Origin of the sequence: Jannaschia rubra, assembly GCF_001403735.1 — a bacterium.
GTDB lineage: Bacteria > Pseudomonadota > Alphaproteobacteria > Rhodobacterales > Rhodobacteraceae > Jannaschia > Jannaschia rubra.
This window is the reverse complement of sequence record NZ_CXPG01000025.1, coordinates 57,610-78,675: the sequence shown is the minus strand read 5'-3', so window position 1 is coordinate 78,675 and position 21,066 is coordinate 57,610. Positions and strand designations below refer to the sequence as shown.

The 21,066-nt window shown below is 69.9% G+C and carries 23 protein-coding genes; 15 read left to right on the top strand and 8 right to left on the bottom strand.

The window, feature by feature from the left end:
• From JAN5088_RS17550 to JAN5088_RS17540, 3 genes are all read right to left on the bottom strand, one after another.
• On the bottom strand, nucleotides 1-1,704 hold a 1,704-nt coding region (locus JAN5088_RS17550), incomplete at its 3' end, for a DEAD/DEAH box helicase (protein ID WP_082430099.1).
• A 67-nt stretch (nucleotides 1,705-1,771) separates the two neighbouring features.
• Nucleotides 1,772-2,164 carry a c-type cytochrome gene (locus tag JAN5088_RS17545; protein ID WP_055684141.1) on the bottom strand — a complete coding sequence of 131 codons (393 nt, stop codon included), beginning with the start codon at nucleotides 2,162-2,164 and terminating at the stop codon, nucleotides 1,772-1,774.
• A 133-nt stretch (nucleotides 2,165-2,297) separates the two neighbouring features.
• Nucleotides 2,298-3,314, bottom strand: coding sequence for a replication initiation protein (locus JAN5088_RS17540; RefSeq protein ID WP_055684140.1), 1,017 nt, complete (start codon nucleotides 3,312-3,314; stop codon nucleotides 2,298-2,300).
• Between the two features lie 558 nt (nucleotides 3,315-3,872).
• On the opposite strand from JAN5088_RS17540, the gene JAN5088_RS17535 reads away from it, so the two are divergent.
• Both JAN5088_RS17535 and JAN5088_RS17530 read left to right on the top strand, forming a co-directional pair.
• Nucleotides 3,873-5,090, top strand: coding sequence for an AAA family ATPase (locus tag JAN5088_RS17535; protein WP_055684139.1), 1,218 nt, complete (start codon nucleotides 3,873-3,875; stop codon nucleotides 5,088-5,090).
• Complete coding sequence (locus JAN5088_RS17530; protein ID WP_055684138.1) at nucleotides 5,087-6,040, top strand: ParB/RepB/Spo0J family partition protein; 954 nt, start codon at nucleotides 5,087-5,089, stop codon at nucleotides 6,038-6,040. The genes JAN5088_RS17535 and JAN5088_RS17530 overlap by 4 nt, the downstream gene beginning before the upstream one ends.
• Before the next feature lie 44 nt (nucleotides 6,041-6,084).
• On the opposite strand, the gene JAN5088_RS18995 is transcribed toward JAN5088_RS17530, so the two are convergent.
• From JAN5088_RS18995 to JAN5088_RS17520, 3 genes are all read right to left on the bottom strand, one after another.
• Nucleotides 6,085-6,246, bottom strand: coding sequence for a hypothetical protein (locus JAN5088_RS18995; protein WP_158448510.1), 162 nt, complete (start codon nucleotides 6,244-6,246; stop codon nucleotides 6,085-6,087).
• A gap of 90 nt (nucleotides 6,247-6,336) precedes the next feature.
• Complete coding sequence (locus tag JAN5088_RS17525) at nucleotides 6,337-7,065, bottom strand: Crp/Fnr family transcriptional regulator (protein WP_143114920.1); 729 nt, start codon at nucleotides 7,063-7,065, stop codon at nucleotides 6,337-6,339.
• Between the two features lie 77 nt (nucleotides 7,066-7,142).
• The gene (locus JAN5088_RS17520; RefSeq protein ID WP_055684137.1) at nucleotides 7,143-7,955 is read right to left on the bottom strand and encodes a response regulator; all 813 of its coding nucleotides are present in this window, start codon (nucleotides 7,953-7,955) and stop codon (nucleotides 7,143-7,145) included.
• Between the two features lie 105 nt (nucleotides 7,956-8,060).
• Here JAN5088_RS17520 and JAN5088_RS18990 point away from each other — a divergent pair, with 105 nt between their 5' ends.
• The 4 genes from JAN5088_RS18990 (at nucleotide 8,061) to JAN5088_RS17505 (ending at nucleotide 12,098) form a co-directional block, all read left to right on the top strand.
• Nucleotides 8,061-8,228: a NepR family anti-sigma factor gene (locus JAN5088_RS18990; protein ID WP_158448509.1), complete on the top strand. Its 168-nt coding sequence runs from the start codon at nucleotides 8,061-8,063 to the stop codon at nucleotides 8,226-8,228.
• Nucleotides 8,225-8,782 carry an RNA polymerase sigma factor gene (locus JAN5088_RS17515; protein ID WP_055684136.1) on the top strand — a complete coding sequence of 186 codons (558 nt, stop codon included), beginning with the start codon at nucleotides 8,225-8,227 and terminating at the stop codon, nucleotides 8,780-8,782. The genes JAN5088_RS18990 and JAN5088_RS17515 overlap by 4 nt, the downstream gene beginning before the upstream one ends.
• A gap of 92 nt (nucleotides 8,783-8,874) precedes the next feature.
• Nucleotides 8,875-10,527, top strand: coding sequence for a sensor histidine kinase (locus tag JAN5088_RS17510; protein WP_055684135.1), 1,653 nt, complete (start codon nucleotides 8,875-8,877; stop codon nucleotides 10,525-10,527).
• Nucleotides 10,527-12,098, top strand: a complete 1,572-nt coding sequence (locus JAN5088_RS17505; protein ID WP_055684134.1) for a phospholipase D-like domain-containing protein — start codon at nucleotides 10,527-10,529, stop codon at nucleotides 12,096-12,098. The genes JAN5088_RS17510 and JAN5088_RS17505 overlap by 1 nt, the downstream gene beginning before the upstream one ends.
• A 187-nt stretch (nucleotides 12,099-12,285) precedes the next feature.
• Here JAN5088_RS17505 and JAN5088_RS17500 read toward each other — a convergent pair whose 3' ends face one another.
• Both JAN5088_RS17500 and JAN5088_RS17495 read right to left on the bottom strand, forming a co-directional pair.
• Nucleotides 12,286-12,495, bottom strand: coding sequence for a hypervirulence associated TUDOR domain-containing protein (locus JAN5088_RS17500; RefSeq protein ID WP_055684133.1), 210 nt, complete (start codon nucleotides 12,493-12,495; stop codon nucleotides 12,286-12,288).
• Nucleotides 12,496-12,548: 53 nt separating this feature from the next.
• A complete protein-coding gene (locus JAN5088_RS17495) occupies nucleotides 12,549-12,935 on the bottom strand; it encodes a YbaN family protein (RefSeq protein WP_055684132.1) in 387 nt (128 codons plus the stop codon).
• 96 nt (nucleotides 12,936-13,031) lie between these two features.
• Between JAN5088_RS17495 and JAN5088_RS17490 the strand changes: the two genes are divergently transcribed.
• From JAN5088_RS17490 to JAN5088_RS17450, 9 genes are all read left to right on the top strand, one after another.
• Nucleotides 13,032-13,454, top strand: a complete 423-nt coding sequence (locus JAN5088_RS17490; RefSeq protein WP_055684131.1) for an RrF2 family transcriptional regulator — start codon at nucleotides 13,032-13,034, stop codon at nucleotides 13,452-13,454.
• Nucleotides 13,451-13,702, top strand: a complete 252-nt coding sequence (locus JAN5088_RS17485; RefSeq protein ID WP_055684130.1) for a DUF6522 family protein — start codon at nucleotides 13,451-13,453, stop codon at nucleotides 13,700-13,702. The genes JAN5088_RS17490 and JAN5088_RS17485 overlap by 4 nt, the downstream gene beginning before the upstream one ends.
• On the top strand, nucleotides 13,699-14,919 hold the full coding sequence (locus JAN5088_RS17480; protein WP_055684129.1) for an NnrS family protein: 1,221 nt from the start codon (nucleotides 13,699-13,701) through the stop codon (nucleotides 14,917-14,919). Before JAN5088_RS17485 ends, JAN5088_RS17480 begins: the two co-directional genes overlap by 4 nt.
• Nucleotides 14,920-14,922: 3 nt before the next feature.
• On the top strand, nucleotides 14,923-15,585 hold the full coding sequence (locus JAN5088_RS17475) for an NnrU family protein (protein WP_055684128.1): 663 nt from the start codon (nucleotides 14,923-14,925) through the stop codon (nucleotides 15,583-15,585).
• Nucleotides 15,586-15,678: 93 nt separating this feature from the next.
• A complete protein-coding gene (locus JAN5088_RS17470) occupies nucleotides 15,679-18,357 on the top strand; it encodes a molybdopterin-dependent oxidoreductase (protein ID WP_055684127.1) in 2,679 nt (892 codons plus the stop codon).
• Between the two features lie 68 nt (nucleotides 18,358-18,425).
• On the top strand, nucleotides 18,426-19,679 hold the full coding sequence (locus JAN5088_RS17465) for a molybdopterin molybdotransferase MoeA (RefSeq protein ID WP_082430098.1): 1,254 nt from the start codon (nucleotides 18,426-18,428) through the stop codon (nucleotides 19,677-19,679).
• Nucleotides 19,676-20,191: a DUF2478 domain-containing protein gene (locus tag JAN5088_RS17460; RefSeq protein ID WP_074962740.1), complete on the top strand. Its 516-nt coding sequence runs from the start codon at nucleotides 19,676-19,678 to the stop codon at nucleotides 20,189-20,191. The genes JAN5088_RS17465 and JAN5088_RS17460 overlap by 4 nt, the downstream gene beginning before the upstream one ends.
• Nucleotides 20,192-20,238: 47 nt before the next feature.
• A complete protein-coding gene (locus tag JAN5088_RS17455) occupies nucleotides 20,239-20,679 on the top strand; it encodes a pseudoazurin (protein ID WP_055684125.1) in 441 nt (146 codons plus the stop codon).
• Nucleotides 20,679-21,002: a carboxymuconolactone decarboxylase family protein gene (locus tag JAN5088_RS17450; RefSeq protein ID WP_055684124.1), complete on the top strand. Its 324-nt coding sequence runs from the start codon at nucleotides 20,679-20,681 to the stop codon at nucleotides 21,000-21,002. The genes JAN5088_RS17455 and JAN5088_RS17450 overlap by 1 nt, the downstream gene beginning before the upstream one ends.
• Nucleotides 21,003-21,066 lie beyond the last annotated feature (64 nt).

The following is a 21,066-nucleotide window of genomic DNA, read 5'->3' as shown; positions in this document are numbered from 1 at the left end:
GTCGGCGGGGGTGTCGATCCATTTCGACGGCGGCGGGGCCTCGTCGTCACGGCGGGCGGGGCGCTTGCCGGCCGGCTTGCCTGCGGGTTTGCCGGAGGATTTCGCGGCGAACCTGCCCTCGGGCTTGCTGCCGGCGGGTGGGCCGTCGGAGGGGCGGACGGTCATGTCCTCGACCCGCATGTCCGGGCCGAGACGCTGAAGGAAGCCTTCGGCCGCCCCCTCGCGGATCTGGAAGAAGCTTTCGCCGTCCCGCAGGCGGATCGCGCCGATGTCGTCGCGCGTGAGCCCGCCGGCCTTGCACAGCACCGGCAGCAGGCGCCGCGCATCCATGCCGGTCGCGCGCCCCGCGTCCACCGTGAACCAGCGGCTGGGGCCGAAGTCGGCGCGCTTCTCGGGCGCGGCCTTCGGGTCGACGGGGGCCAGGTCCTCCGGCGCCGACCGGCGGTCGGCCAGCACGCGCAGGTAGGCGGCGGCGAGCTGCTCGGGCGCGAAGGCCCCCGTCAGCGCGGCGACCGCAGGCGCTTCGCTCTCGGTCATAGGCTCGGCCTGACCGAGGTCGGCCATCATGCGCTCGCGGTCCTTCTCCAGCACCGCATCGGCCGAGGGCGCGGGCATCCATTCCGCCGACAGCTTGGCCCAGCCCAGCAGGCGGTTGGCCTTGGTACGCGCGGCGGGTGGCACGATCAGGACCGACACGCCCTTGCGCCCCGCCCTGCCCGTGCGGCCGGACCGGTGCAGCAGAGTGTCGGACCCCGTGGGCAGTTCGGCGTGGATCACCAGATCGAGGTTCGGCAGGTCGATCCCCCGCGCCGCCACGTCGGTGGCTACGCAGACCCGCGCCCGCCCGTCGCGCATCGCCTGCAGCGCGTGGGTCCGTTCGGCCTGGCTGAGTTCCCCCGACAGGGCCACGACCGGAAACCCCCGGTTCGACAGGCGCGTGGTCAGGCGATTCACCATGGCGCGGGTGTTGCAGAAGACGATGGCATTGGGCGATTCGTGGAACCGCAGCACGTTGATGATGGCGTTTTCCGCGTCGCGCGGCCCGACGCTCACGGCCTGGTATTCGATGTCGGCGTGCTGGCGCTCGCCCGTCACGGTGGCCACGCGGGCGGCGTCGCGCTGGTAGCTTTGCGCCAGCTTCGCGATGGCGGCGGGGACGGTGGCCGAGAAGAGGAGCGTCTGGCGGTCTTCGGGCGACTGGCCCAGGATGAACTCGAGGTCCTCGCGGAACCCGAGGTCGAGCATCTCGTCCGCTTCGTCCAGCACCACGGCGCGGAGCGACGACAGGTCGATGGACCCCCGCGTGATGTGGTCGCGCAGACGGCCCGGCGTGGCCACGACGACATGGGCGCCGCGATCCAGCGTCCGGCGCTCATCCCGCATGTCCATGCCGCCCACGGTCGAGGCCAGCACCGCCCCGGCACCCGCATAGAGCCAGGCGAGCTCGCGCTTCACCTGCATCGCCAGTTCGCGCGTCGGCGCGATCACGAGCGCGAGGGGCGCGCCCGCGGGCGGGAAGCTTTCCGCCTCGCCCAACAGCGTCGGCGCGATGGCGAGACCGAAGCCCAGCGTCTTGCCCGACCCGGTCTGCGCGCTGACCAAGAGGTCGCGGCCGGACAGGTCGGGGTTCAGCACCGCCTCCTGCACGGGGGTGAGCGTGTCGTATCCGCGCGCTTCCAGCGCCTGGGCGAGGGCCTGCTTCATGTCCGGGTTCCTGATGGCGATGCGGCAAGGGCCGGCTGCTACGCCGTCGGGGCGGAAAAGTATAGGCCTAGCGCTGAAGCGTCTCGAGATAGTTCGCGAGCGCCAGAAGGTCGGCGGGGACGGGGGTGCCGATGCCGTTTTCCTCGACGATGACGGTGTTGCCCATGCCGGCGGCGCCGAACTCGGGCATCACCGCATCCGGGTCGCCGTGGCGGCCCAGCCCGTCGATCTGCGCCATCACCCGATCGCGGGGAAAGGTGCCGCCGGCGGCCGCCGTGATGCCGGTCAGGTCCGGCCCCTGCCCGCCGGTGCCGTCCGCCCCGTGGCAGGAGGCGCAGCCTTCGGCGAACAGCGCGGCGCCCCGGGCGGGGGCGATGGAGGCCTCGTCCGGCAAGCGGCCCTGATCGTTGCAGGCGGCGAGCAGCAGGGCTGCGGGCACGAGGAGGAACGGGCGGAGCATGGGCGGTGTCCTTTGGCGCGGGGCTGTCGGTCCATGGGTAGCAAGGCGGGCGGAAGTCACAACCCCCCTGCCCCGCGCAGGCCCGTGCCGGGCGCGCGATTGCCAATTGGCAATTCGCCTTTTTTCGGCAGTATTACAGCGGGTTGCGCTCTGCGAAGGTGCGGAAGAATGCGAGGTATGCGCGGTCCGGGTCGGCGGCGGGTTCCCGCCCCCTGGCCCAATCGCGCCAGGCCCCTTCGACGTAGTAGATGTCGTACCCCGGATGGCGCAGGCGCGCGGTCTCGTAGGTTTCGGTCCGCAGCGGCGCCCCCCGCCCGTCGAGCGTCGCGGGACGCGGGCGCAGCGGCGGGGCCACGGGTTCCGCCGTGCCGGTCAGCCGTTCCTTGCGCCCCACCTTCGAGAAGCCGAGTTCCCGCGCCGAGGCCCCCTGCCCTTCGCCGTCCTTCTTCCACCAACGCAACTCCACATGGGTCACGGCGCGGCCGGTCTTGATGGGCGCGATCTCGACCACGTAATCCGACAGGGCGTTGACCTCGGTCACGGCGGGGTCGATGGCGCGCAGCTTGAGGTTGGACCAGGAGCCGAGCTTGCCGCGCGGCACGCCCAGGATGCCGCGCAACTCCTCCAGCGTGAACTTCTCGGAGGCGCGCCAGCGCAGGTTGCCGCGCTTCTGCACCATCTCGTAGAGGGTCAGCGCGTATTTCGACGTCAGCGCGAACATCACCTCGCGTTGCAGGCGGGCGAAGATGGTGGAATTACCGATGATCTTGCGAAGCCGCGCCGGGATCTCGTATTCCAGCAGGCCGTCGGAGCGCAGCGTCTCCACGTTGCCGCCCAGAAGCTGCACGCGTTCGATGGCCGGGTCGCCGTCCCAGACGACTTCGATGCGGACGATGGCGCTCATCAGCCGTTCGATGCTGGCGCCGATGCGGTCGTTGGCGTTGTGGCTGCCGCGCAGCAGCGACTTGGCGATGACATGGGTCACGGGCTTGTCGATGGCGTCCCAGGCGTTCTCCAGCAGCAGGTTGTAGATGCGCCGGTCGGCCAGCGTGAGCGGCGTCACCTCGACCACGTCGACGAGTTCGCCTGGCTTGACCAGCGTGTCGGCATTGGGCCGCGCGGCGAGGGTGCGATAGGGGGTGTCGGCCATGTCCTTACGCGCGAAACCTTACGAATGTTGGCGTCTCGCGTATGGTAACGCCGAGCATCGCTCCGGTCCAGCACCCGATCCGTAAGGTTTCAGGCGGCGGCACGAGTCGGGCGATTCGCAGGAGAGACGCCGAGCGGCCCGTAAATCAAGGGGTTTTCACGGGTGTCGCACCCACCCGAAAAGTAACGCCACAAGGGCCACCCGATGCGTAAGGCTTCATCACCCCGAAGGTATGGCGAACCCACCCCGAAGGTATCGCCACGCACCCGATGCGTAAGGTCTGGGGCGGATTTTTGCCGGGGGTCAATGGGTTGCGCCACATGAACAGAGAATACAGGAACAGGAACACGAAGGGGTGTTTTCGATCTGTGGATTGTGGAGTCCGGCGCTTGCTGCCACCCTTGGCCCGCAATCGGCCACCATTGCGTCTGCCGCCTCCGAACCTGACGGCACGGCCCCGCCACTTCCGGTTCTGCGCAGGCATGCCCCCGAAAACCGCACTTGAGGTTGCGGGCGCCAGATTGCATGATTCGGGCGACCCCACGACGAGGACCGCCCATGGACAACGCCCTTCCCGATGCCGCCGCTTCCGAGGGGGTCGGTCTCGACGATCTGGAGCGGCTGGCCGGTCGCGCCGCCACGGTGATCGAGCGCCTGCGCAGCCGGGTCTATGCGCCCGGCACCGAAAAGCGCCTCGACATCAGCTTCAACGTCCGCTCCGCCGCCGAGATGGTGGGCCGCACGGAAAAGGCCATCCGTGACGCGGAGGACGACGGCCGCCTGCCCATGCCCGACAAGGACCCGGCGACCAACCGGCGCACGGGCTACGCCCTCGCCGACATCAACCGCATGCGGGAGGTCTTCGGCACCTTGCCGCACCGCGCGCCGAGCGACCCGGCCACGGTGCTGGCGGTGCAGAACTTCAAGGGCGGCGTGGCGAAATCGACGCTGGTCACGCATCTTTCGCAGTACTTCGCGCTGCGCGGCTACCGCGTCTGCGTCATCGACTGCGACAGCCAGGCGTCCACCACCGCGATCTTCGGGCTGAACCCCGACGTGGACGTGGATGAGGAGGAGGACACGCTCTATCCCTTCCTGCAGCACGGCGGACCGGCGAGCCTGCATTACGCGCTGCGGGCGACCTATTGGCCGGGGATCGCGCTCATTCCCGCGAACCTCGGGCTTTACGACGCGGAATACGAATTCGCGGCGCGGATGGCGCGGGATCCGGCCTTCGTGCTCGACCGGCTGCGCGACGGGATCGACAGCATCTCGGACCAGTTCGACATCGTGCTGCTCGACCCGCCGCCGGCGCTCGGGATGATCTCGCTGTCGGTGCTGCGCGCGGCCAATGCGCTGCTGATCCCGGCGCCGCCCAACAACGTGGACTTCGGATCGACCGCGCATTTCCTGCGGATGATGGCGACCACCCTGGCCGAGATCGCGCGCCACGGGGGCGAACGGGAGTATTCCTTCGTCCGCATCCTCGCCACCAAGATGAACGACCAGAAGTCGGCGCATGTGGCGATCAAAAGAATGATGGATGCGGTCTTCCCTTCGGACATGCTCTCGGCTGTATTGAAGGACAGCGCCGAAATCGACAACGCGACCGCGAACCTGTCCACGGTCTACGAACTGACCGGCGCGCAGACCCGGACCGAGACACACAAGCGATGCCGCGTCTACCTGGACGCCATCGGTCGCGAGGTCGAGACCCTGATCCGCAAGACCTGGCCCAGCCATCACGCGGCACTCAGAAAGGAAGGTATCCTGTGAGCAAGAAGCACGACGCCGTGTTCGACGACGTATTGTCCGACCTGGACCAGCCCGCGGGGCAGGGCAGGGGCGGCGCGCGGTTCCTGTCGCGCCAGACCCGCGTGTCCGACCGCCTGTCGGGCGAGGTCGAGGAGAAGACGCTGCGCTGGATCGACCCGGCCGAGGCGCGGATGTGGGAGCGGCACAACCGCGCCTACGACCTTCTGTCCGAAGACAACTGCCGCGACCTGATCGACGGCATCCGCAGCCAGGGCCGGCAGGAGTTTCCCGCCATCGTCCGCCGCACGGGCGAGGCGGAGACCCCCTACGAGGTGATTTGCGGCGCGCGGCGGCATTTCGCGGTGAGCTGGCTGCGTGCGAACAACTATCCGCAGTTCCGCTACCTGATCGAGGTGCGCGACCTGACGGACGAGGAAGCCTTCCGCCTGGCCGACATCGAGAACCGCGACCGCGAGGACATCAGCGATTACGAGCGCGCGCGCGACTACCTGTCGGCGCTGGAGCAATACTACGGCAGCAGCCAGAAGGAGATGGCCGCGCGGCTGGAGGTGTCGCCCACCTGGCTGTCGCGGTACCTGCAACTTGCGCGCCTGCCGTCCGAGATCGTCGCGGCCTTTCCATCAATCCGCGACCTGCGGGAGTTGCACGCCCGGCAGCTGAAGCCGCACCTGGGCCGGCCGGCGGAGGCCGAGGCGATCCTGGCGGAAGCGCGGGCGCTGGCGGGGCGGGGCTTGGAAGCCAACGCGGTGATGGCCCGGCTGCGCGGGGCGGTGGCGCGGCCCAAACCCAAGGCGCAGGGGGGCACGGTCTATCGCCGCGCGCGGGAGGAATCGGGCGTGCGGGCGCGCAGGAAGGGCACGATGACGACGCTGGAGTTCGCCGACACCATGTCGCGCGCGGCCCTGGAAGCGGCCTTCAAGCAGTATCTGGACGACCGGTTCAAGCCCTGATTGCCAATTGGCAATTCGCCTTTTTCCCGCCGGATAACAGCACCTTAGGCCGGCGAGCGAAAGACGAAGACGCAGATGGCCGCGACCAGGATCACGGCGGCCAGAAGGCTGGGGTCGAGAAGGCTGATCCGCGCGTCTCCGACCCGGACGACGAGGTCGGAGGCGCAGGTGGCGCCGAAATACGGCAGGTCGATGCAGCGGGACATGAATGATCCTCCGGGTTCGTTGAAATAACCTGGCGTCAATACTGTCTAAAAATTGCGGCAAACACGGGGCGGGGCGGGGGCCACCGCGTGTCAGATCAGGGGACGATGGCGGACCTCGGACGGGTCGGCGTTCGCCGCGCGGGCCAGTGCCCCGGCGTCGGGCACGGTCAGGATGCCGTCCTGCCAGTTCACCACGCCGCCTTCGCGCAGGCGCGCCAGCGTCTTGTTGGTGTGCACCAGCGACAGGCCGAGCGCGTCGGCCATGTCCTGCTGGCGGTAGGGCAGGGGCATCGTCGCGCCGTCGGTCAGGCCCAGTTCGCGCCCCCGGCGGTAGAGGTGCAGCAGCAGCCAGGCCATCCGCGTGGCGGCCGGGCGCTGGCCCAGGCTGGCCAGGGTTTCGCCGAGGAACCGCTCCTCGTCGGCGGCGAGCCAGGTGAGGTCGAAGGCGCGGTCGGGGTGCGATTCGAACAGCGTCCAGAGCCGGCGCTTGTCGAAGACGCACAGCCGCATCCGCGTGGTGGCGCGGAAGGAATGGCCCATGTCCTCCATCACCGCCGACTGAAGGCCGATGAAATCGCCCGGCATCACGAAGCTGATGATCTGCCGCTGTCCGTCGGGCAGGGTCTTGTAGCGCAGCCCCAGGCCTTCGAGCACGGTGAAGAGCTGCGACGAGCCCAGCCCCTCCTGCATGACGACGGAGCCCGCATCCACGACCATCTCACCGACCTTGAACCGCTGGGTGAAGGCCACCTCCTCCGGCGTCATCGGGTCGAAGACCGGCAGGCGGCGCAGGGGGCAGCTTTCACATTGGATGGGCAAGGGAGGCTCCTGTCGGGAAACGGAAAGGGCCCCGCCCCGGTGGGGGAAGGGGTCTCGGTCAGGGCCCGGGCCGGCGGTCAGGCGCGGAGCGTCTCGGTCGAGGCGAAGAACATGGCCTGGCTGACCGCGGACTGGACCTGTTCTTCCTTGTAGGGCTTGGAGATCAGGAAGGCAGGCTCCCGCCGCTCACCCGTCAGCAGACGCTCAGGGAAGGCGGTGATGAAGATGACCGGCGTGTCCGGCATGGATTCGAGCAGGTCGTTGACCGCGTCGATGCCCGACGAATTGTCGGCCAGCTGGATGTCGGCCAGGATCAGGTCGGGGCGTTCGCGCATCCCCATCTCGACGGCCTCGGTGCGGGTGCGGGCGGTGCCGACGACCTCGTGGCCCAGTTCCTCGACGATGGCGGTGATGTCGGCGGCGATGATCGGCTCGTCCTCGATCACCATGACGCGGCCGGTGACGCTCGCCTCCATGTCGCGGCGGGCGGTGTCGATGAGGTGGCGCACCTCGTCGCGGTCGGTGTCCATGACGGTGCCGATCTCGTCGATCGACAACTCCTCGACGGTCGACAGCAACAGCGCCTCGCGCGTGTTGGGGCCGAGGCGGCGCAGAAGATCGTGCGCGCGGGCGGCGGCGCCGCCGGCGGCATCGGTGACGGGCTGGCCGGTGCTGGTCCAGATGGCGTGGAAGCACTTGTAGAGGCCCACCCGCGCCCGCACCTCGCCCGAAAAGGCGGAGCGGTCCTGCAGGATCGCTTCGAGCGTGGCGATGGCATAGCGATCCCCGCTCTCCTGCGAGCCTGTCAGGGCGCGGGCGTAACGGCGGAGATAGGGAAGTTCGCTGGCAATACGGTCTGAGAGGTCGGCAGTCCCGGCAGGGTTAGACATTTACGAGTCCTTAAACGTTTTTTGTTGGAACCAAACCGGAGGGGGATGGATTGGTTCCCGTCATAGTGTTAAAAAATCAAAACCGCGCGGAAACGAAAACCCCTCATGACCGAAAACGATGCACACAACGGTGAGGACCGGATAGCCGCCCTCATCGACCAGAACCTCAGACGCGTCTATTCCGACCTCGTGCAGGAAGACCTGCCCGACCGGTTCAAGGACCTTCTCGCCGTGTTGAAGGCCCAGGACAAGGAGGAGACGGACCGACGATGACGCACCGCGACCCCCGTGAAGAGATGCTCGACCACCTGCCCGCCTTGCGGGCATTTGCTTTGTCGCTGACCCGCAACGGCGCCACGGCCGACGACATGGTGCAGGACACCGTGGTCAAGGCCTGGACCAACATGGAGAAGTTCAAGGTCGGCACCAACATGCGCGCCTGGCTGTTCACCATTCTGCGGAACACCTATTATTCCAGCCGCCGCAAGCTGAACCGCGAAGTTGCGGACCCGGAGGGCACGATGGTCGCGTCGCTGTCGGTCAAGCCCGACCACGACGGCCACATGAACCTGACCGACTTCAAGAAGGCGTTCGAGACGCTGCCCGACGAACAGCGCGAGGCGCTGATCCTGGTGGGCGCGTCCGGCCACACCTACGAGGAGGCGGCCGACATCTGCGGCGTCGCCATCGGCACCATCAAGAGCCGGGCCAACCGCGGCCGCGCGCGGCTGACCGAGCTTCTGCAACTCGACGGCGACAGCCCGCTGGAGATGACCGACAACGCGACCATGGCGGTCGTGGCGGGCGGCGGCGGGGTGCTGCGCTGACAGCCAAAGACGACATTCCAGACCCCTGGTATCGCAGCCTGCGGTTTCGCCTGGCGGCCCTTCTGCTGGTCGCGCTGCTGCCCATCGGGCTGATGGCGATCTATCAGACGAGCAACCTGTCGGAGACGGCGGAGGACAACGCCGAACTCGCGCTTCTGGCGCTGACGCAACAGGCGGCGGGCGAGGAGCGGACGGTCCTGCGGATGGCGCGCGGCGCGGCCGAGGTGCTGGCCCTGACGGCGCCGCAGATGCTGGACGACCCCGAGGACTGTTCGCGCCTGATGCGCGGCGTGGTCGGCCGGTATGCGCGGTTCAGCTATGCAGGCTTCACCCCCGTGTCGGGCATCGTGACCTGTTCCTCGGCGGGGCGGACCTTCGACATCGGCGACGATCCGCGGCTGGCCGACTGGATCCGCGACCCGAAGGCCCGCGTCATCGTCAACATGGATGGGCCGGTCAGCGAGCAGTCGGTCATCGTCTATTCCCTACCGGTGTTCGAATCGCGTGGCGTGGTGACGGGGTTCATCACGATCTCGATTCCCCATTCGCGGCTCAACAGCGCCGATCCGCTTCTGGACGACCAGCGGCAGCTGATCGAGCTCGTCACCTTCAACGTGGACGGCGAGTTGCTGACGACGACGCGGGGGGCGCTGGCCGATGCGCCCGCGCTCCTGCCCGCCGGCATCGACATGGCCCGCGTCGCGCGCGAGGGTCGGACGGCGATGACCTGGGAGGACGCGGAGGGGCGCACGCGCGTCTATACCGTCGCGGTGATCGAGCCGGGTCAGGTCTATGTCATGGGCATCTGGCGACCCGAGGGATGGCTGTCGGAGGACCGGGTGTCCCGCCTTCTGTCGGCCTTCGGCATCCCGGTCCTGATGTGGATGGCGAGCCTGGGGGTGGCGCTTCTGGCGGTGAACTGGCTGGTCACGCGGCACCTGACGACGCTGGGCCGGCAGATGGCCATGTTCACCGCCACCCGCCGCCTGCCGCCGTCGGACACCGCCCGGAAGGCCCCCACCGAGATCCTGCGGATCCAGCGGTCGTTCCGGCGCATGACCGACGCGCTGGTCCGCGACGAGGCCGCGATGGAGAACGCGGTGCGCGAGAAGGCGGTGCTGGTCAAGGAGATCCACCACCGGGTGAAGAACAACCTGCAGCTGATCTCCTCGATCATCAACATGCAGATCCGCGATGCGGAGGGGGAGGAAGCCAAGGACGCGCTGCGCCGCACCCAGGACCGGGTGCTGAGCATGGCGACCATCCACCGCGACCTCTACCAGACCAACGAGACGGGGCTGGTCGACGTGGGCCACCTGATTGGCGAGGTGGTCGAGAAGACCGTCTCGATGACCCCGGGAGCGGAGGATATCGAGCTGTCGCTGGACATCCAGCCGGTCTGGCTGTTCCCCGATCAGGCGGTGCCGTTGTCGCTGCTGGCGTCCGAAGGGGTGGTCAACGCGCTCAAGCACATGCCGCCGCCGGGGGCGGCGGCGGGGACGCGGTGGATCAAGCTGTCGTTCCATGAAGGGCAGGACCGCATCTGCCGGCTGGAGCTGGCGAACCATCCGGCGGAGCGCGAGGCCAAGGGGCCGAAGCCCCGGCGCGGCATGGGGCAGAAGCTGATCCGCGCCTTCGCGACGCAACTGGGCGCGACCGTGCAGATGGGGCTGGTCGACGACCACTATGCCCTGACGGTGGAGTTCGCGGCGTCGGATTTCGCGCCCCTGCCGGGCACCTTCTGATGGCCCCCCACGACGTCCGCCCCGACCCCCGCCCGGACGACGGGATCGAGGAGGCGGAAATCCTCCTCACCGCGTCGGAGGCCTTTCCGGCGTTCGAGCGGATGTTCCTTGGCGCGCGGGAGCGGATCGTGCTCGGGTTCCGCATCTTCGATCCGCGCACGCGGCTTCATTCGCCCGAGGCACGCGCGGTGGGCGAGGACTGGTTCGACCTGGTCGCCCACACCCTGCGCCGGGGCGTCGCGTTGACCATGGTGCTCAGCGACTTCGACGCCGTGGTGCGCCCCGACTATCACCAGCGGGCGACGCGCTGCCTGCGCCTGCTGATCGCGGCGGGCGAGGTATCGGGGCGGATGGACCTGCTGTCGGTGCATACGTCGCTGCACCCCGCGCGCACGGGTCTTCTGCCCAGCGTGATCCTGTGGCCGCGGGCGCGGGGGCTGCTGCTGGGGACGGTATCCACCATCAACAAGCTGCCCCAGATCGCGCGCGGCCGCCGCCTGCGGGAGCTTCCGGCCCTGATGCCGCTGTTCGCGGTGAAGGACGACCGGACGGTATCGCTGCGGCAGATGGCGATGCCGCGGCTGGTGCCGGTGACGCACCACCAGAAGATCGCGGTGGCGGACGGCGAGGTGCTGTATGTCGGCGGGCTCGACCTCAATGACCGCCGGTGGGACACGCCCGACCACGACCGGCCGGGCAGCGAGACCTGGCACGACGCGCAGCTTCTGGTTCGGGGGCCCGTCGCCCTCTCGGCGGAGGCGCATCTGCGCAGCTTCGAGGCGGTGACGCACGGTGCGGAGCCGCCGCCCGCGCCGGGGCTGCTGCGGACGGTGTCGCGCAAGCGGACGCGGGGGGCGGTGTTCCTGTCGCCGATGCCGGTGCTGACCGAGATTGCGGCGATGCACGAGGCGCAGGCCGACGCGGCGGAGCGGCTGATCTATCTGGAATCGCAGTTCTTCCGCGACACGAAATTCGCCCGGCACCTGGCGCGAGCCGCCCGGCGGAACCCCAGGCTGGGGATGGTGCTGATCTTGCCGGCTGCCCCCGAGGACGTGGCCTTCGACGACAATTCCGGCAGCGATGCGCGCTATGGCGAGTATCTTCAGGCGAGGGCGGTGCGGATCGTCCGCCGCGCCTTCGGCGACCGTCTGTTCATCGGCAGCCCGGCACAGCCCCGGTCGGTGCCCGAGAACGGCCGCGCCACCCTTTATGGCGCGCCGCTCGTCTATCTGCACGCGAAGGTGTCGATCTTCGACGGGGCGCGGGCCATCGTGTCCTCGGCCAACCTGAACGGGCGGAGCTTCCGCTGGGATACCGAGGCGGGGGTGATGCTGACCGATCCGGAAAAGGCGGGACGGCTGGCGTTTCGCTGCGCGGCCCATTGGCTGGCCGGCCCGGTCGAGCCCGCCTTCACCGACCCCGCGAGCGCCGTGCAGGCCTGGCGCACCCGCGCCCGCGCCAACGCCGCGCGCCGGCCGGAGGATCGGGAGGGGTTCATCCTGCCCTATACCTCGGCGCCCGCGCGCCGCTTCGGCCATTCGATTCCCGGCATTCCCGAGGAGATGGTCTGAGCGGATCGCGGCCCGTCCCGCCATGGGGGAGGAACATGGCGGGACGGGCCGGTCAGGCCCGCCAGAGGGAGAAGGCAGGCCGGACGGGAACGGACGCGGGGGGAAAGCGCCGGTCGAGGTCATGACGAAACGCAGGGGTCCGGACAGGGTTCCGCTACGTAAGGCGACTGCGGCGGACTGCCGCGCGTCAGTCGATGCGGGTCAGCGCGCTTTCCTTGTGGGCGGCGACATGGTCGGTCTTGTCGCTGTCGATCTCGTACTGCGGATCGTCTTTCGAGGCGTGGTGGGTGCGGCCCTTGAACTCGAAATCCTGCTCGTGGACCTTGCTGATGGTGCCGCTGACGCGCCCGGCTTCGGAGTTCCAGCTGACGTGGTCGCCCTTGGAGAATTTGGCCATGATCCGTCCTTTCCGTTGCGGACGGAAACGCGGGATGGACGGGCCGGTTCCCGTCAGTGCGGACCGTTCGGCCGCGTCAGGATGAACAGGCTCGCCGCGGCGAGGCATGTCCCCTGCACCGCCAGCACCACGGGCGGCAGCGCCAGGAACAGCGCCAGCGTCATCGACACGGCCATCATCCCCACCGACAGCGCCTTGTAGCGGGGCGCGATGCCGCCGTGGTCGCGCCAGTTGATGATGACGGGCCCGAAGGTGCGATGCGTTTCCAGCCAATGCGCCATCTGGGGCGAGCTGCGCGCGAAGGCGAAGGCCGCGACGATGACGAAGGGGGCCGTGGGCATCACCGGCAGCAGCGCCCCGATCAGGCCGAGCGCCAGGGCAAGCCCGCCGACGACAAGCCAGAACAGGCGGCGCGGCGTCAGGTCTGGTCTGGAGGACATGGCGGATATTCCGGTTCGGCCGATCAATCGGTATTTCAAATGCCGATTGCCTGCGCTAGCCTGCGGGCAACCGGACCTGTGAGCATAGAACCCGCCATGCGCCTGACCAGTTTCACCGATTTCGGCCTGCGCGCCCTGATGCGGATGGCCGGGGAGCCGGAGCGCGACCATTCCACCGCCGAGATGGCGGCGGAGTTCGGCATCTCGCGCGATCACCTGACCAAGGCGGTGGCCCTGCTGGCGCGGGGCGGCGTGCTGGTGACGCGGCGCGGCCACGGCGGGGGCGCGCGGCTGGCGCGGCCCGCCTCCGAGATCGGGCTGGGCGACGTGGTGGCCCTGCTCGAAGGGGGTACGGCCATGGTGGAATGCGACCGCGCCGACGGCGGCGGCTGCACCCTGACGCCGGTGTGCCGTCTTCGGGGCCTGCTGGCTGGTGCGGAAGCCGCGTTCATCGAAACCCTCAACACCCGGAGCCTGGCCGACTGTGCCCTGCCGCCCCGGAAAGGAGCAGACGCATGACCATCGACATCGCCCCGGGCGGCGTGACCGTGCCCGCCGAGGTGCTGGCGCCCCTGCTGGACCTCGACCCCGCCGAGGTGCCCGCGCTGATGCGTGCGGGCGAGATCACCAGCCTTTACGAGACGGGGGAGGGGGAGGACGCGGGCCGGTGCCGCCTGACCTTCTGGCACGGCGGCAGGCGTTTGCGCCTGACCTGCGCGATGGACGGGACGATCCTGTCCACCAGCCGTGCCCCGGTGCGGCGATGAGCGCCGCGCGCACGGCCCCGCGCCCGGCGGCCACGACGATGGAGCGGTCGCGCGCCTGGACCGGCCCGGCGATCCTGTCCTACGGGTTCCGGCCGTTCTTCTTCTTCGGCGCGGTCTGGGCGGTGGTGGCCATGGCGCTCTGGGTGGCGATCCTGGCGGGACGGGCCGCGCCCGGCGCGATGCTGCCGGCCGACTGGCACGCGCATGAGTTCCTGTTCGGCTACCTCGGCGCCATCGTCGCCGGGTTCCTGCTGACGGCGGTGCCCAACTGGACGGGGCGCCTGCCGGTGGTGGGCTGGGGCCTGGGCGCGCTGGTGCTGGCGTGGTTCGCGGGGCGCGTGGTGCTCTGGTCGCCGGGGCCGCTCGGGGCCCTGGCGGTGGCCGGGGTGGACCTCGTCTTCCCGCTGGCACTGGCCGGGGTGATCCTGCGCGAGATCCTGGCGGGCAAGAACTGGCGCAATCTGCCGGTGCTGGGCCTGCTGGTCCTGCTGACGGTGGCGAACGGTCTGTTCCACTGGGAGGCGGCGACGGGGGCGTCGGCGGCGCAGGGCTACGGCCTGCGGCTGGGGCTGGGCACGGGCATCATGATGATCGCGCTGATCGGCGGCCGCATCGTGCCGTCGTTCACGCGCAACTGGCTGGTCAAGCGGGGCGCCACGACCCTGCCGGTGCCGCCCATGGCGCGGTTCGACCGGGCGGCGCTGGCGGTCACCGGGCTTGCGCTGCTCCTGTGGATCGCGCTGCCGGATGCGGCGCTGACGGGCGTCGCGCTGCTGGCCGTGGGCGCGGTGCAGGCGGTGCGGCTCTGGCGGTGGCGGGGCGTGGACACGGGGGTGGAGCCGCTGGTCGCGGTCCTGCACGCGGGATACGCCTTCGTGCCGCTGGGCGCGCTGGCCATCGGGGCGGCGATCCTGCTGCCGGACACGGGCGCCACGGCGGCGGCGCAGCATCTGTGGATGGCGGGGGCCATCGGATTGATGACGCTGGCCGTGATGACGCGGGCGACGCTGGGCCACACGGGGCAGGCACTGGCGGCGGGCGCCGGGACGACGGCGATCTATCTGGCGCTGGTGGCGGCGGTCGTGCTGCGGCTGGCCGGGGCGGCGGTGCCCGACGCGGCGCTGACGCTCTATGCGCTGGCGGGGCTGTGCTGGGCGGGGGCCTTCGGCGGCTTCGCCGTGATCTACGGCCGGCTTCTGCTTCGGGCGAAGGGCTGAGACATGGGCTGGGCGGAACTGGTCGCGGCCTTCGCCGCCTTCTTCGTCAGCCATTCGGTGCCGCTCCGCCCGCCGGTGCGCGCGCGTCTGGTGGGCGTGCTGGGGCGGCGGGGGTTCACGCTGGCCTATTCGGCGCTGTCGCTGGCCGCGCTGGTCTGGCTGATCGTCGCGGCGGGGCGCGCGCCCTTCGTGCAGGTCTGGCCGCGGCTGGGCTGGCAGCCCTGGGTGCCGCTCCTGGCGATGGCGGGGGCCTGCGCCCTGCTGGCGCTGGCGATCGGGCGGCCGAATTCGTTTTCCTTCGGCGGGCCGTCCACCGGGTTCGACCCGGCCCGGCCGGGCGTCGTGCGGGTGGTGCGGCATCCGCTCCTGGTGGCCATGGCGCTCTGGGCCGGGGCGCATCTGGTGCCGAACGGCGACCTCGCGCATGTCCTCCTGTTCGGCAGCTTCGCGGGCTTTGCGCTGCTGGGCATCCGGATCGTGGATCGGCGGCGGCGGCGGATCATGGGTCCGGAGGTCTGGGACGGATTGGCGGCCGAGGTCCGCGCCCACCCGCCGCGTCCGGCGTCGTGGGGCGGCGCGGCGGTGCGGCTCGGGGCGGCGGCGGCGCTCTATCTGGTGCTGATCGCGCTGCATCCGGCGGTGATCGGGGTGTCGCCCTTGCCGTGAAAGAAACCGGGCGGATTTGTTCTGGATCAAGGCGGGGCCGGGACGTGTCTTATATGGTAGCCTTCAATGCACTGAAAACGTCCGGAGAATCAGATGTCCTTCGCAGCCCCCACCCGTCGCGCGTTCCTTCAGGGGGGCGCCGCCACCGTCGGCGCCACAGGTCTGTTCAGCACGACGGCGCTGGCCGGGCTGGACCCCAACTCCTTCGGGGAGGGGCGCATCTTCCACGCCACGCATTTCGGCCCCTTCGAGGCGGTGGTGCGGGACGGCAAGCTGGTCAACATCAGCGCGGTCCACAACCTCGACGCGCAGCCGACCGAGATGCTGATGTACGGCGTCAAGGACCGGACCTATGACAAGTCGCGCATCGACTATCCCATGGTCCGCAAGTCGTACCTGGAGAACTGGGAGACGGGCGACATCAAGCCCGAACTGCGTGGCAAGGAACCCTATGTGCGCGTCGACTGGGACACCGCCTTCAGCCTGACGGCCAAGGCGCTGCTCGACACGGCGACGGAGCACGGCAACGAGGCGATCTTCAGCTCCTCCTACGGGGGCTGGGCCAACGCGGGCAACTTCCGCCCGAACGTGATGCAGGGGCGCCTGCTGAACCTGATCGGCGGCTGCACCAACACGCAGGGCGACTGGTCGGCGGGGGCCAGCCAGATCTGCCTGCCGCGCGTCATCGGCGACATGGAGGTCTATTCGGCGCAGACTGCCTGGGAAGTCATCCGCGACAACACCGAGGTCTTCGTCCTGGTCGGCTGCGACCCGATCAAGAACAACCGCATCGAATACACCGTGGCCGACCACCAGATGTCCGGCCCCTGGGAGGAGATCCGCGACAACGGCGTCCGGTTCATCTCGATCAACCCGCAGCGCACGCCGTCGGACGAATACCTGGGCGCCGAGTGGATCGACATCGTGCCCAACACCGACGTCGCGCTGTTCAGCGCCATGGCCTATCACGTGCTGGAGAAGGGGCTGGAGGACCGGGCCTATCTCGACCGCTATACCGTCGGTGCCGACAGGTGGATCGCCTATATCAGGGGCGAGACGGACGACACGCCCAAGACGCCCGAATGGGCCGCCGCGATCACCGGGATCGACGCCGGCAAGATCCGGGAGCTGGCCGAGCTTCTGGCCACCAGCCGGACCGAGATCGCGGGCGCCTGGTCGCTGCAGCGCGCGCAGCACGGCGAGATGACCCACTGGGCCATCGTCAACTTCTCCGCGCTGACCGGCCAGATCGGCAAGCCGGGCGGCGGCGTGGGGTTCTCGTGGCACTACGGCGGCGGCGGGATGCCGCAGTCGGGCAAGTCCACGCCCACGGGCCTGAGCCAGGGGCGCAACTGGGTCTCGGGCATCTGCCCGGCGAGCCGCATCACCGAGATGCTGGAGAACCCCGGCGCGGAGTTCATCTACAACGGCATGACCGGCACCTATCCGGACGTGAAGATGATCTTCAACGCCGGCAACAACTTCATGTCGCACCAGCAGGACACCAACCGCCTGATCCGCGCGCTGGAGAAGGTGGACACCATCGTCAGCGTGGACGTCTGGTGGACGGCCGCGACCCGCTGGGCCGACATCGTGCTGCCCGCCTGCTCCACGCTGGAGCGCGACGACATCAGCGTCGGCGGCACCTATTCCAACGACAAGATCTACGCGATGAAGCAGGTGATCGAGCCGGTGGGCGAGAGCATGTCGGATTACCACATCTTCGAGGGGCTGGCCGACAAGCTGGGCATCTGGCCGCAGTTCACCGACAGCTATGAATTGATGGACCACATCGAAGCCGCCTACGGCCGCACCTCCGCCTCCGAGCATACGCCTTTCGAGGAGTTCTGGGAAAAGGGCTATGCCTTCCAGGAGGTGCCGGAGGAGGCGCGGAGCTGGGTCCGCCACGGCGACTTCTATACCGACCCGGAGGCGAATCCCCTGCACACCGCGTCGGGCAAGATCGAGATGTTCTGCGAGGAGATCGCGGGCTTCGACATCGACGACTGCCCCGGCATGCCGGTCTGGATGGAGAAGCACGAATACCTGGGCAACGCCGAACCCGATCAGGTCCACGTCGTCAGCCCCCACCCCTGGTACCGCCTGCACAGCCAGATGGACCAGTCCGAGACGCTGCGCGACCTCTACAAGATCCAGGGTCGGGAGCCGGTGCGGATCAACCGTTCCGACGCGGAAAGCCGCGGCATCGCCGACGGCGACCTGGTGGAGCTGTACAACGACCGGGGCACGATCATCGTGGGCGCCATCCTGTCCGACGACATCCGCCCCGGCGTGGTGTCCGTCTATGAAGGCGGGTGGCCGTCGCTCGACAGCAAGGGGCGCTGCAACTCGGGTCTGGTGAACTTCCTGACTTCGACGCAGCGGGCCTCGGGCCTGAGCCAGGCGACCTCGGCCAACACGGTGATCTGCCGGATGCGCAAGTGCGAGGACCCGGAAGGCCCGAACATGGCCTACGAGAAGCCCGAGATCATCGAGAACATGGAACTGGCCGAGATCGATCAGGACAAGCTGGACCTGGACCGCGTCTACGACATCACCGATGCGCTGCTGGCCGACCTGACGCCGGGCGAGCAGATCTTCTACGAGCGCTGCACCGTCTGCCACGGCCCGCGCGAGGTGGGGCATTTCACCATGAACCAGTGGAAGGGCATCACGCCGTCGATGTTCCCGCGCGCGGGTCTCGACGAGAACGAGGCCACGCTGGTGATGGAGTTCCTGATGGAGAACGCCTCGGACTCGCCTGCGAAGTGACGCCGGCCCGATGACATCGCCGCGGGCCGGGACGATCCGGCCCGCGGCACGACCGAAGGACGCGAGACATGCTGGACCGGGCCATACCCACGGGATGCGGATGCGACGAGGCGGGGGCGGCGATGATGCCGCTGGACCGCGCGGTCGCCCTGGCCCGGTCGTTGGCGCGGCCCCTGGGGCGGATGCAGAGGGTGCCCATGGCGCGGGCCATGGGCCGGATCGCGGCGGAGGACATCCACGCGCCGGGCGCCATGCCGGCCTTCGACACCTCGGCCATGGACGGCTTCGCGCTGCGCTCCGGCGATCTGGACGGAGTGCCGGACCTGCCCGTCGCGGGCACCGTCGCGGCGGGGCAGGGGGCGGGCGTCCTGCCGCCGGGGCAGGCCGTCCGCATCTTCACCGGCGCGCCGGTTCCCCAGGGTGCCGATGCCGTGGTCATGGTGGAGCGCTGCGGCGACCGGGGCGACCGCGTGACGCTGCACCATCGCCCCGCGCCGGGCGAGAACATCCGTATGCGGGGCAGCGACCAGCCGCCGGGCGCGCGGCTTCTGTGCCGGGGCCAGCGGATCGCGGCGCATCACGTCGGGCTGCTGGCCGGCCACGGGGTCGCGCGGGTCGCCGTCACCGCCCGGCCGCGCGTCGGCGTCCTGTCCACCGGCGACGAACTGTCGCCCGGTGCCGCCACGCGCATCGGCGACGCCAACGGGCCGATGCTGCAAGCGCTTGCATCGGAGGCGGGTGCGCAGGTCACGGACCTGGGCGTCCTGCCCGATGACCGCGACGCGATGCGGGACGCGCTGGTGCGGGCGGGGCAGCGGTTCGACCTGATCCTGACCAGCGGCGCGGTGTCCATGGGCGGGCGCGACCACCTGCGCCCCGCGCTGGAGGCGGCGGGCGGCACGGTCCACGGCTGGCGCGTGGCGATCAAGCCGGGGAAGCCGGTGCTGCTCGCCACGCTGGGCCGCGCGGTGCTGACCGGGCTGCCGGGCAACCCCTTCGCCGCATTGGCCGGGTTCCACCTGTTCGCCGCGCCGCAGATCGCGGACCTGTCGGGGGCCGAAGCTCCCGCCTTCGCCCCCGTGCCCGCCCGCGCAGGCTTCGACTGGACGCGCAAGCCCGGTCGGGCGGAGGTCTTTCCCGTGCGCCTGACCGGCTACGACGCCGAGGGCTGCGCGGTGCTGGAGCGGCTGGGGCAGGGGGTGTCGGCGACGCTCTGGCCCGTGGCGGCGGCGGACGGGCTGGCGCTGGTGCCCGCGGGCACCGACCGCCTGCGCCCCGGCGACGCGCTGACGTGGCGGCCGTTCCGTGGCGGCCGGGCATGACCGCGCCCCTGGCCGCCGTGCGGTTCGACGCGGGCGACATCGACGCCTTCCTGACGCTGGTCGCCGGGGATGCCCGTGCGCGGGGCCTTCGGCCACGCGGCGTGGTGCAGGCGCGGGGCGGCGATGGCCGCTGTGCCGACATGGATCTGGCGACGCTCGGGTCGGGGCGGGTGTTCCGCATCTCGCAACCGCTGGGGCAGGGGTCGCGGGGGTGCCGGCTGGAGCCGGGCGGCCTGGCGCGATGTTCGGCCTTTCTGGAGGCGGAGATCGCGCGGGGCGCGGACCTGCTGATCCTCAACCGTTTCGGGCGGGGCGAGGCGACGGGGCGCGGGTTCCGCGACCTGATCGGCACGGCCCTGACCCTGGGGGTGCCGGTGCTGACCGCCGTGCGCCCGACCTATGCCGCGGACTGGGCGGAGTTTTCCGCCGGTCTGGGCCGCGACCTGCCGATGCGGCGCGATGCCGTATCGGATTGGCTGGCACGCCAGCGCCCTCGGGCGCAAGCCGCCTGACACCACCGCCCGCATCCCGCGGGCACAATGACGCAAGAGGAAAGACAATGAAGTTCAAGACCGTCGCCGCAGCCGCCCTGATGTCGCTCGCCGCCATGCCCGCCCTGGCCGAGACCTTCGAGGTCAAGATGCTGAACCGGGGCGAGACCGGCAACATGGTGTTCGAGCCGCGCTTCGTCGCCGCCCAGGTCGGCGATACCGTCAGGTTCGTCCCCACCGACAAGGGGCACAGCGCCGAGAGCATCGACGAGATGCTGCCCGAGGGGCAGGAGGCTTTCAAGGGCCGGATCAACGAGGAGATCGAGATCGAGCTGACCGCCGAGGGCGTGATGGGCGTGGAATGCAAGCCGCACACCGCGCTCGGGATGGTCATGGCGATCCAGGTGGGCGACGCGCCGGTTCCCGAAGGGTTCCTGGACGTCAAGCTGCCGCGCAAGGCCGCATCCACCTTCGAGGAGATCGTCGACGAAAACCTGGGCGAAAGCTGATGGCCGACACCACGCGCAGGATGCCCGGCGCCGCCGGTGACCTGGCCGAGGCGCACCCCGACGTCTGGGCGGCCTATTCCGCCCTGGGCGAGGCCGCGGCCAAGGCCGGCCCGCTGAGCGCGCGGGAACGGCGGCTGGTGAAGCTGGCGCTGTCGATCGGCGCGGGATCGGAGGGCGCGGTCCATTCCCACGCCCGCCGCGCCCGGTCCGAGGACATCGCGCCGGCGGACCTCAGGCAGGTGGCCCTGCTGGCCATCGGCCCGCTCGGCCTGCCCCGCGCGGTCGCCGCCACCACCTGGATCGCGGATGTGACCGAAAAATAACGAATGCGGGCCGCCCCTTCGGAGGGCGGCCCGCACGTCACCTCGACGCCGGATGCGCCCCGCG

Bases quoted from the DNA above. Each gene is read 5' to 3' on its own strand.
- JAN5088_RS17490 (WP_055684131.1), top strand. From the start codon at position 13,032: ATGCGCCTGACCAGTTTCACCGATTTCGGCCTGCGCGCCCTGATGCGG.
- JAN5088_RS17470 (WP_055684127.1), top strand. From the start codon at position 15,679: ATGTCCTTCGCAGCCCCCACCCGTCGCGCGTTCCTTCAGGGGGGCGCC.
- JAN5088_RS18995 (WP_158448510.1), bottom strand. From the start codon at position 6,246: ATGTCCCGCTGCATCGACCTGCCGTATTTCGGCGCCACCTGCGCCTCC.
- JAN5088_RS17540 (WP_055684140.1), bottom strand. From the start codon at position 3,314: ATGGCCGACACCCCCTATCGCACCCTCGCCGCGCGGCCCAATGCCGAC.
- JAN5088_RS17475 (WP_055684128.1), top strand. From the start codon at position 14,923: ATGGGCTGGGCGGAACTGGTCGCGGCCTTCGCCGCCTTCTTCGTCAGC.
- JAN5088_RS17510 (WP_055684135.1), top strand. From the start codon at position 8,875: ATGGCGATCTATCAGACGAGCAACCTGTCGGAGACGGCGGAGGACAAC.
- JAN5088_RS17460 (WP_074962740.1), top strand. From the start codon at position 19,676: ATGACCGCGCCCCTGGCCGCCGTGCGGTTCGACGCGGGCGACATCGAC.
- JAN5088_RS17515 (WP_055684136.1), top strand. From the start codon at position 8,225: ATGACGCACCGCGACCCCCGTGAAGAGATGCTCGACCACCTGCCCGCC.
- JAN5088_RS17505 (WP_055684134.1), top strand. From the start codon at position 10,527: ATGGCCCCCCACGACGTCCGCCCCGACCCCCGCCCGGACGACGGGATC.
- JAN5088_RS17450 (WP_055684124.1), top strand. From the start codon at position 20,679: ATGGCCGACACCACGCGCAGGATGCCCGGCGCCGCCGGTGACCTGGCC.
- JAN5088_RS18990 (WP_158448509.1), top strand. From the start codon at position 8,061: ATGACCGAAAACGATGCACACAACGGTGAGGACCGGATAGCCGCCCTC.
- JAN5088_RS17480 (WP_055684129.1), top strand. From the start codon at position 13,699: ATGAGCGCCGCGCGCACGGCCCCGCGCCCGGCGGCCACGACGATGGAG.
- JAN5088_RS17485 (WP_055684130.1), top strand. From the start codon at position 13,451: ATGACCATCGACATCGCCCCGGGCGGCGTGACCGTGCCCGCCGAGGTG.
- JAN5088_RS17535 (WP_055684139.1), top strand. From the start codon at position 3,873: ATGGACAACGCCCTTCCCGATGCCGCCGCTTCCGAGGGGGTCGGTCTC.
- JAN5088_RS17545 (WP_055684141.1), bottom strand. From the start codon at position 2,164: ATGCTCCGCCCGTTCCTCCTCGTGCCCGCAGCCCTGCTGCTCGCCGCC.
- JAN5088_RS17520 (WP_055684137.1), bottom strand. From the start codon at position 7,955: ATGTCTAACCCTGCCGGGACTGCCGACCTCTCAGACCGTATTGCCAGC.
- JAN5088_RS17465 (WP_082430098.1), top strand. From the start codon at position 18,426: ATGCTGGACCGGGCCATACCCACGGGATGCGGATGCGACGAGGCGGGG.
- JAN5088_RS17500 (WP_055684133.1), bottom strand. From the start codon at position 12,495: ATGGCCAAATTCTCCAAGGGCGACCACGTCAGCTGGAACTCCGAAGCC.
- JAN5088_RS17455 (WP_055684125.1), top strand. From the start codon at position 20,239: ATGAAGTTCAAGACCGTCGCCGCAGCCGCCCTGATGTCGCTCGCCGCC.
- JAN5088_RS17495 (WP_055684132.1), bottom strand. From the start codon at position 12,935: ATGTCCTCCAGACCAGACCTGACGCCGCGCCGCCTGTTCTGGCTTGTC.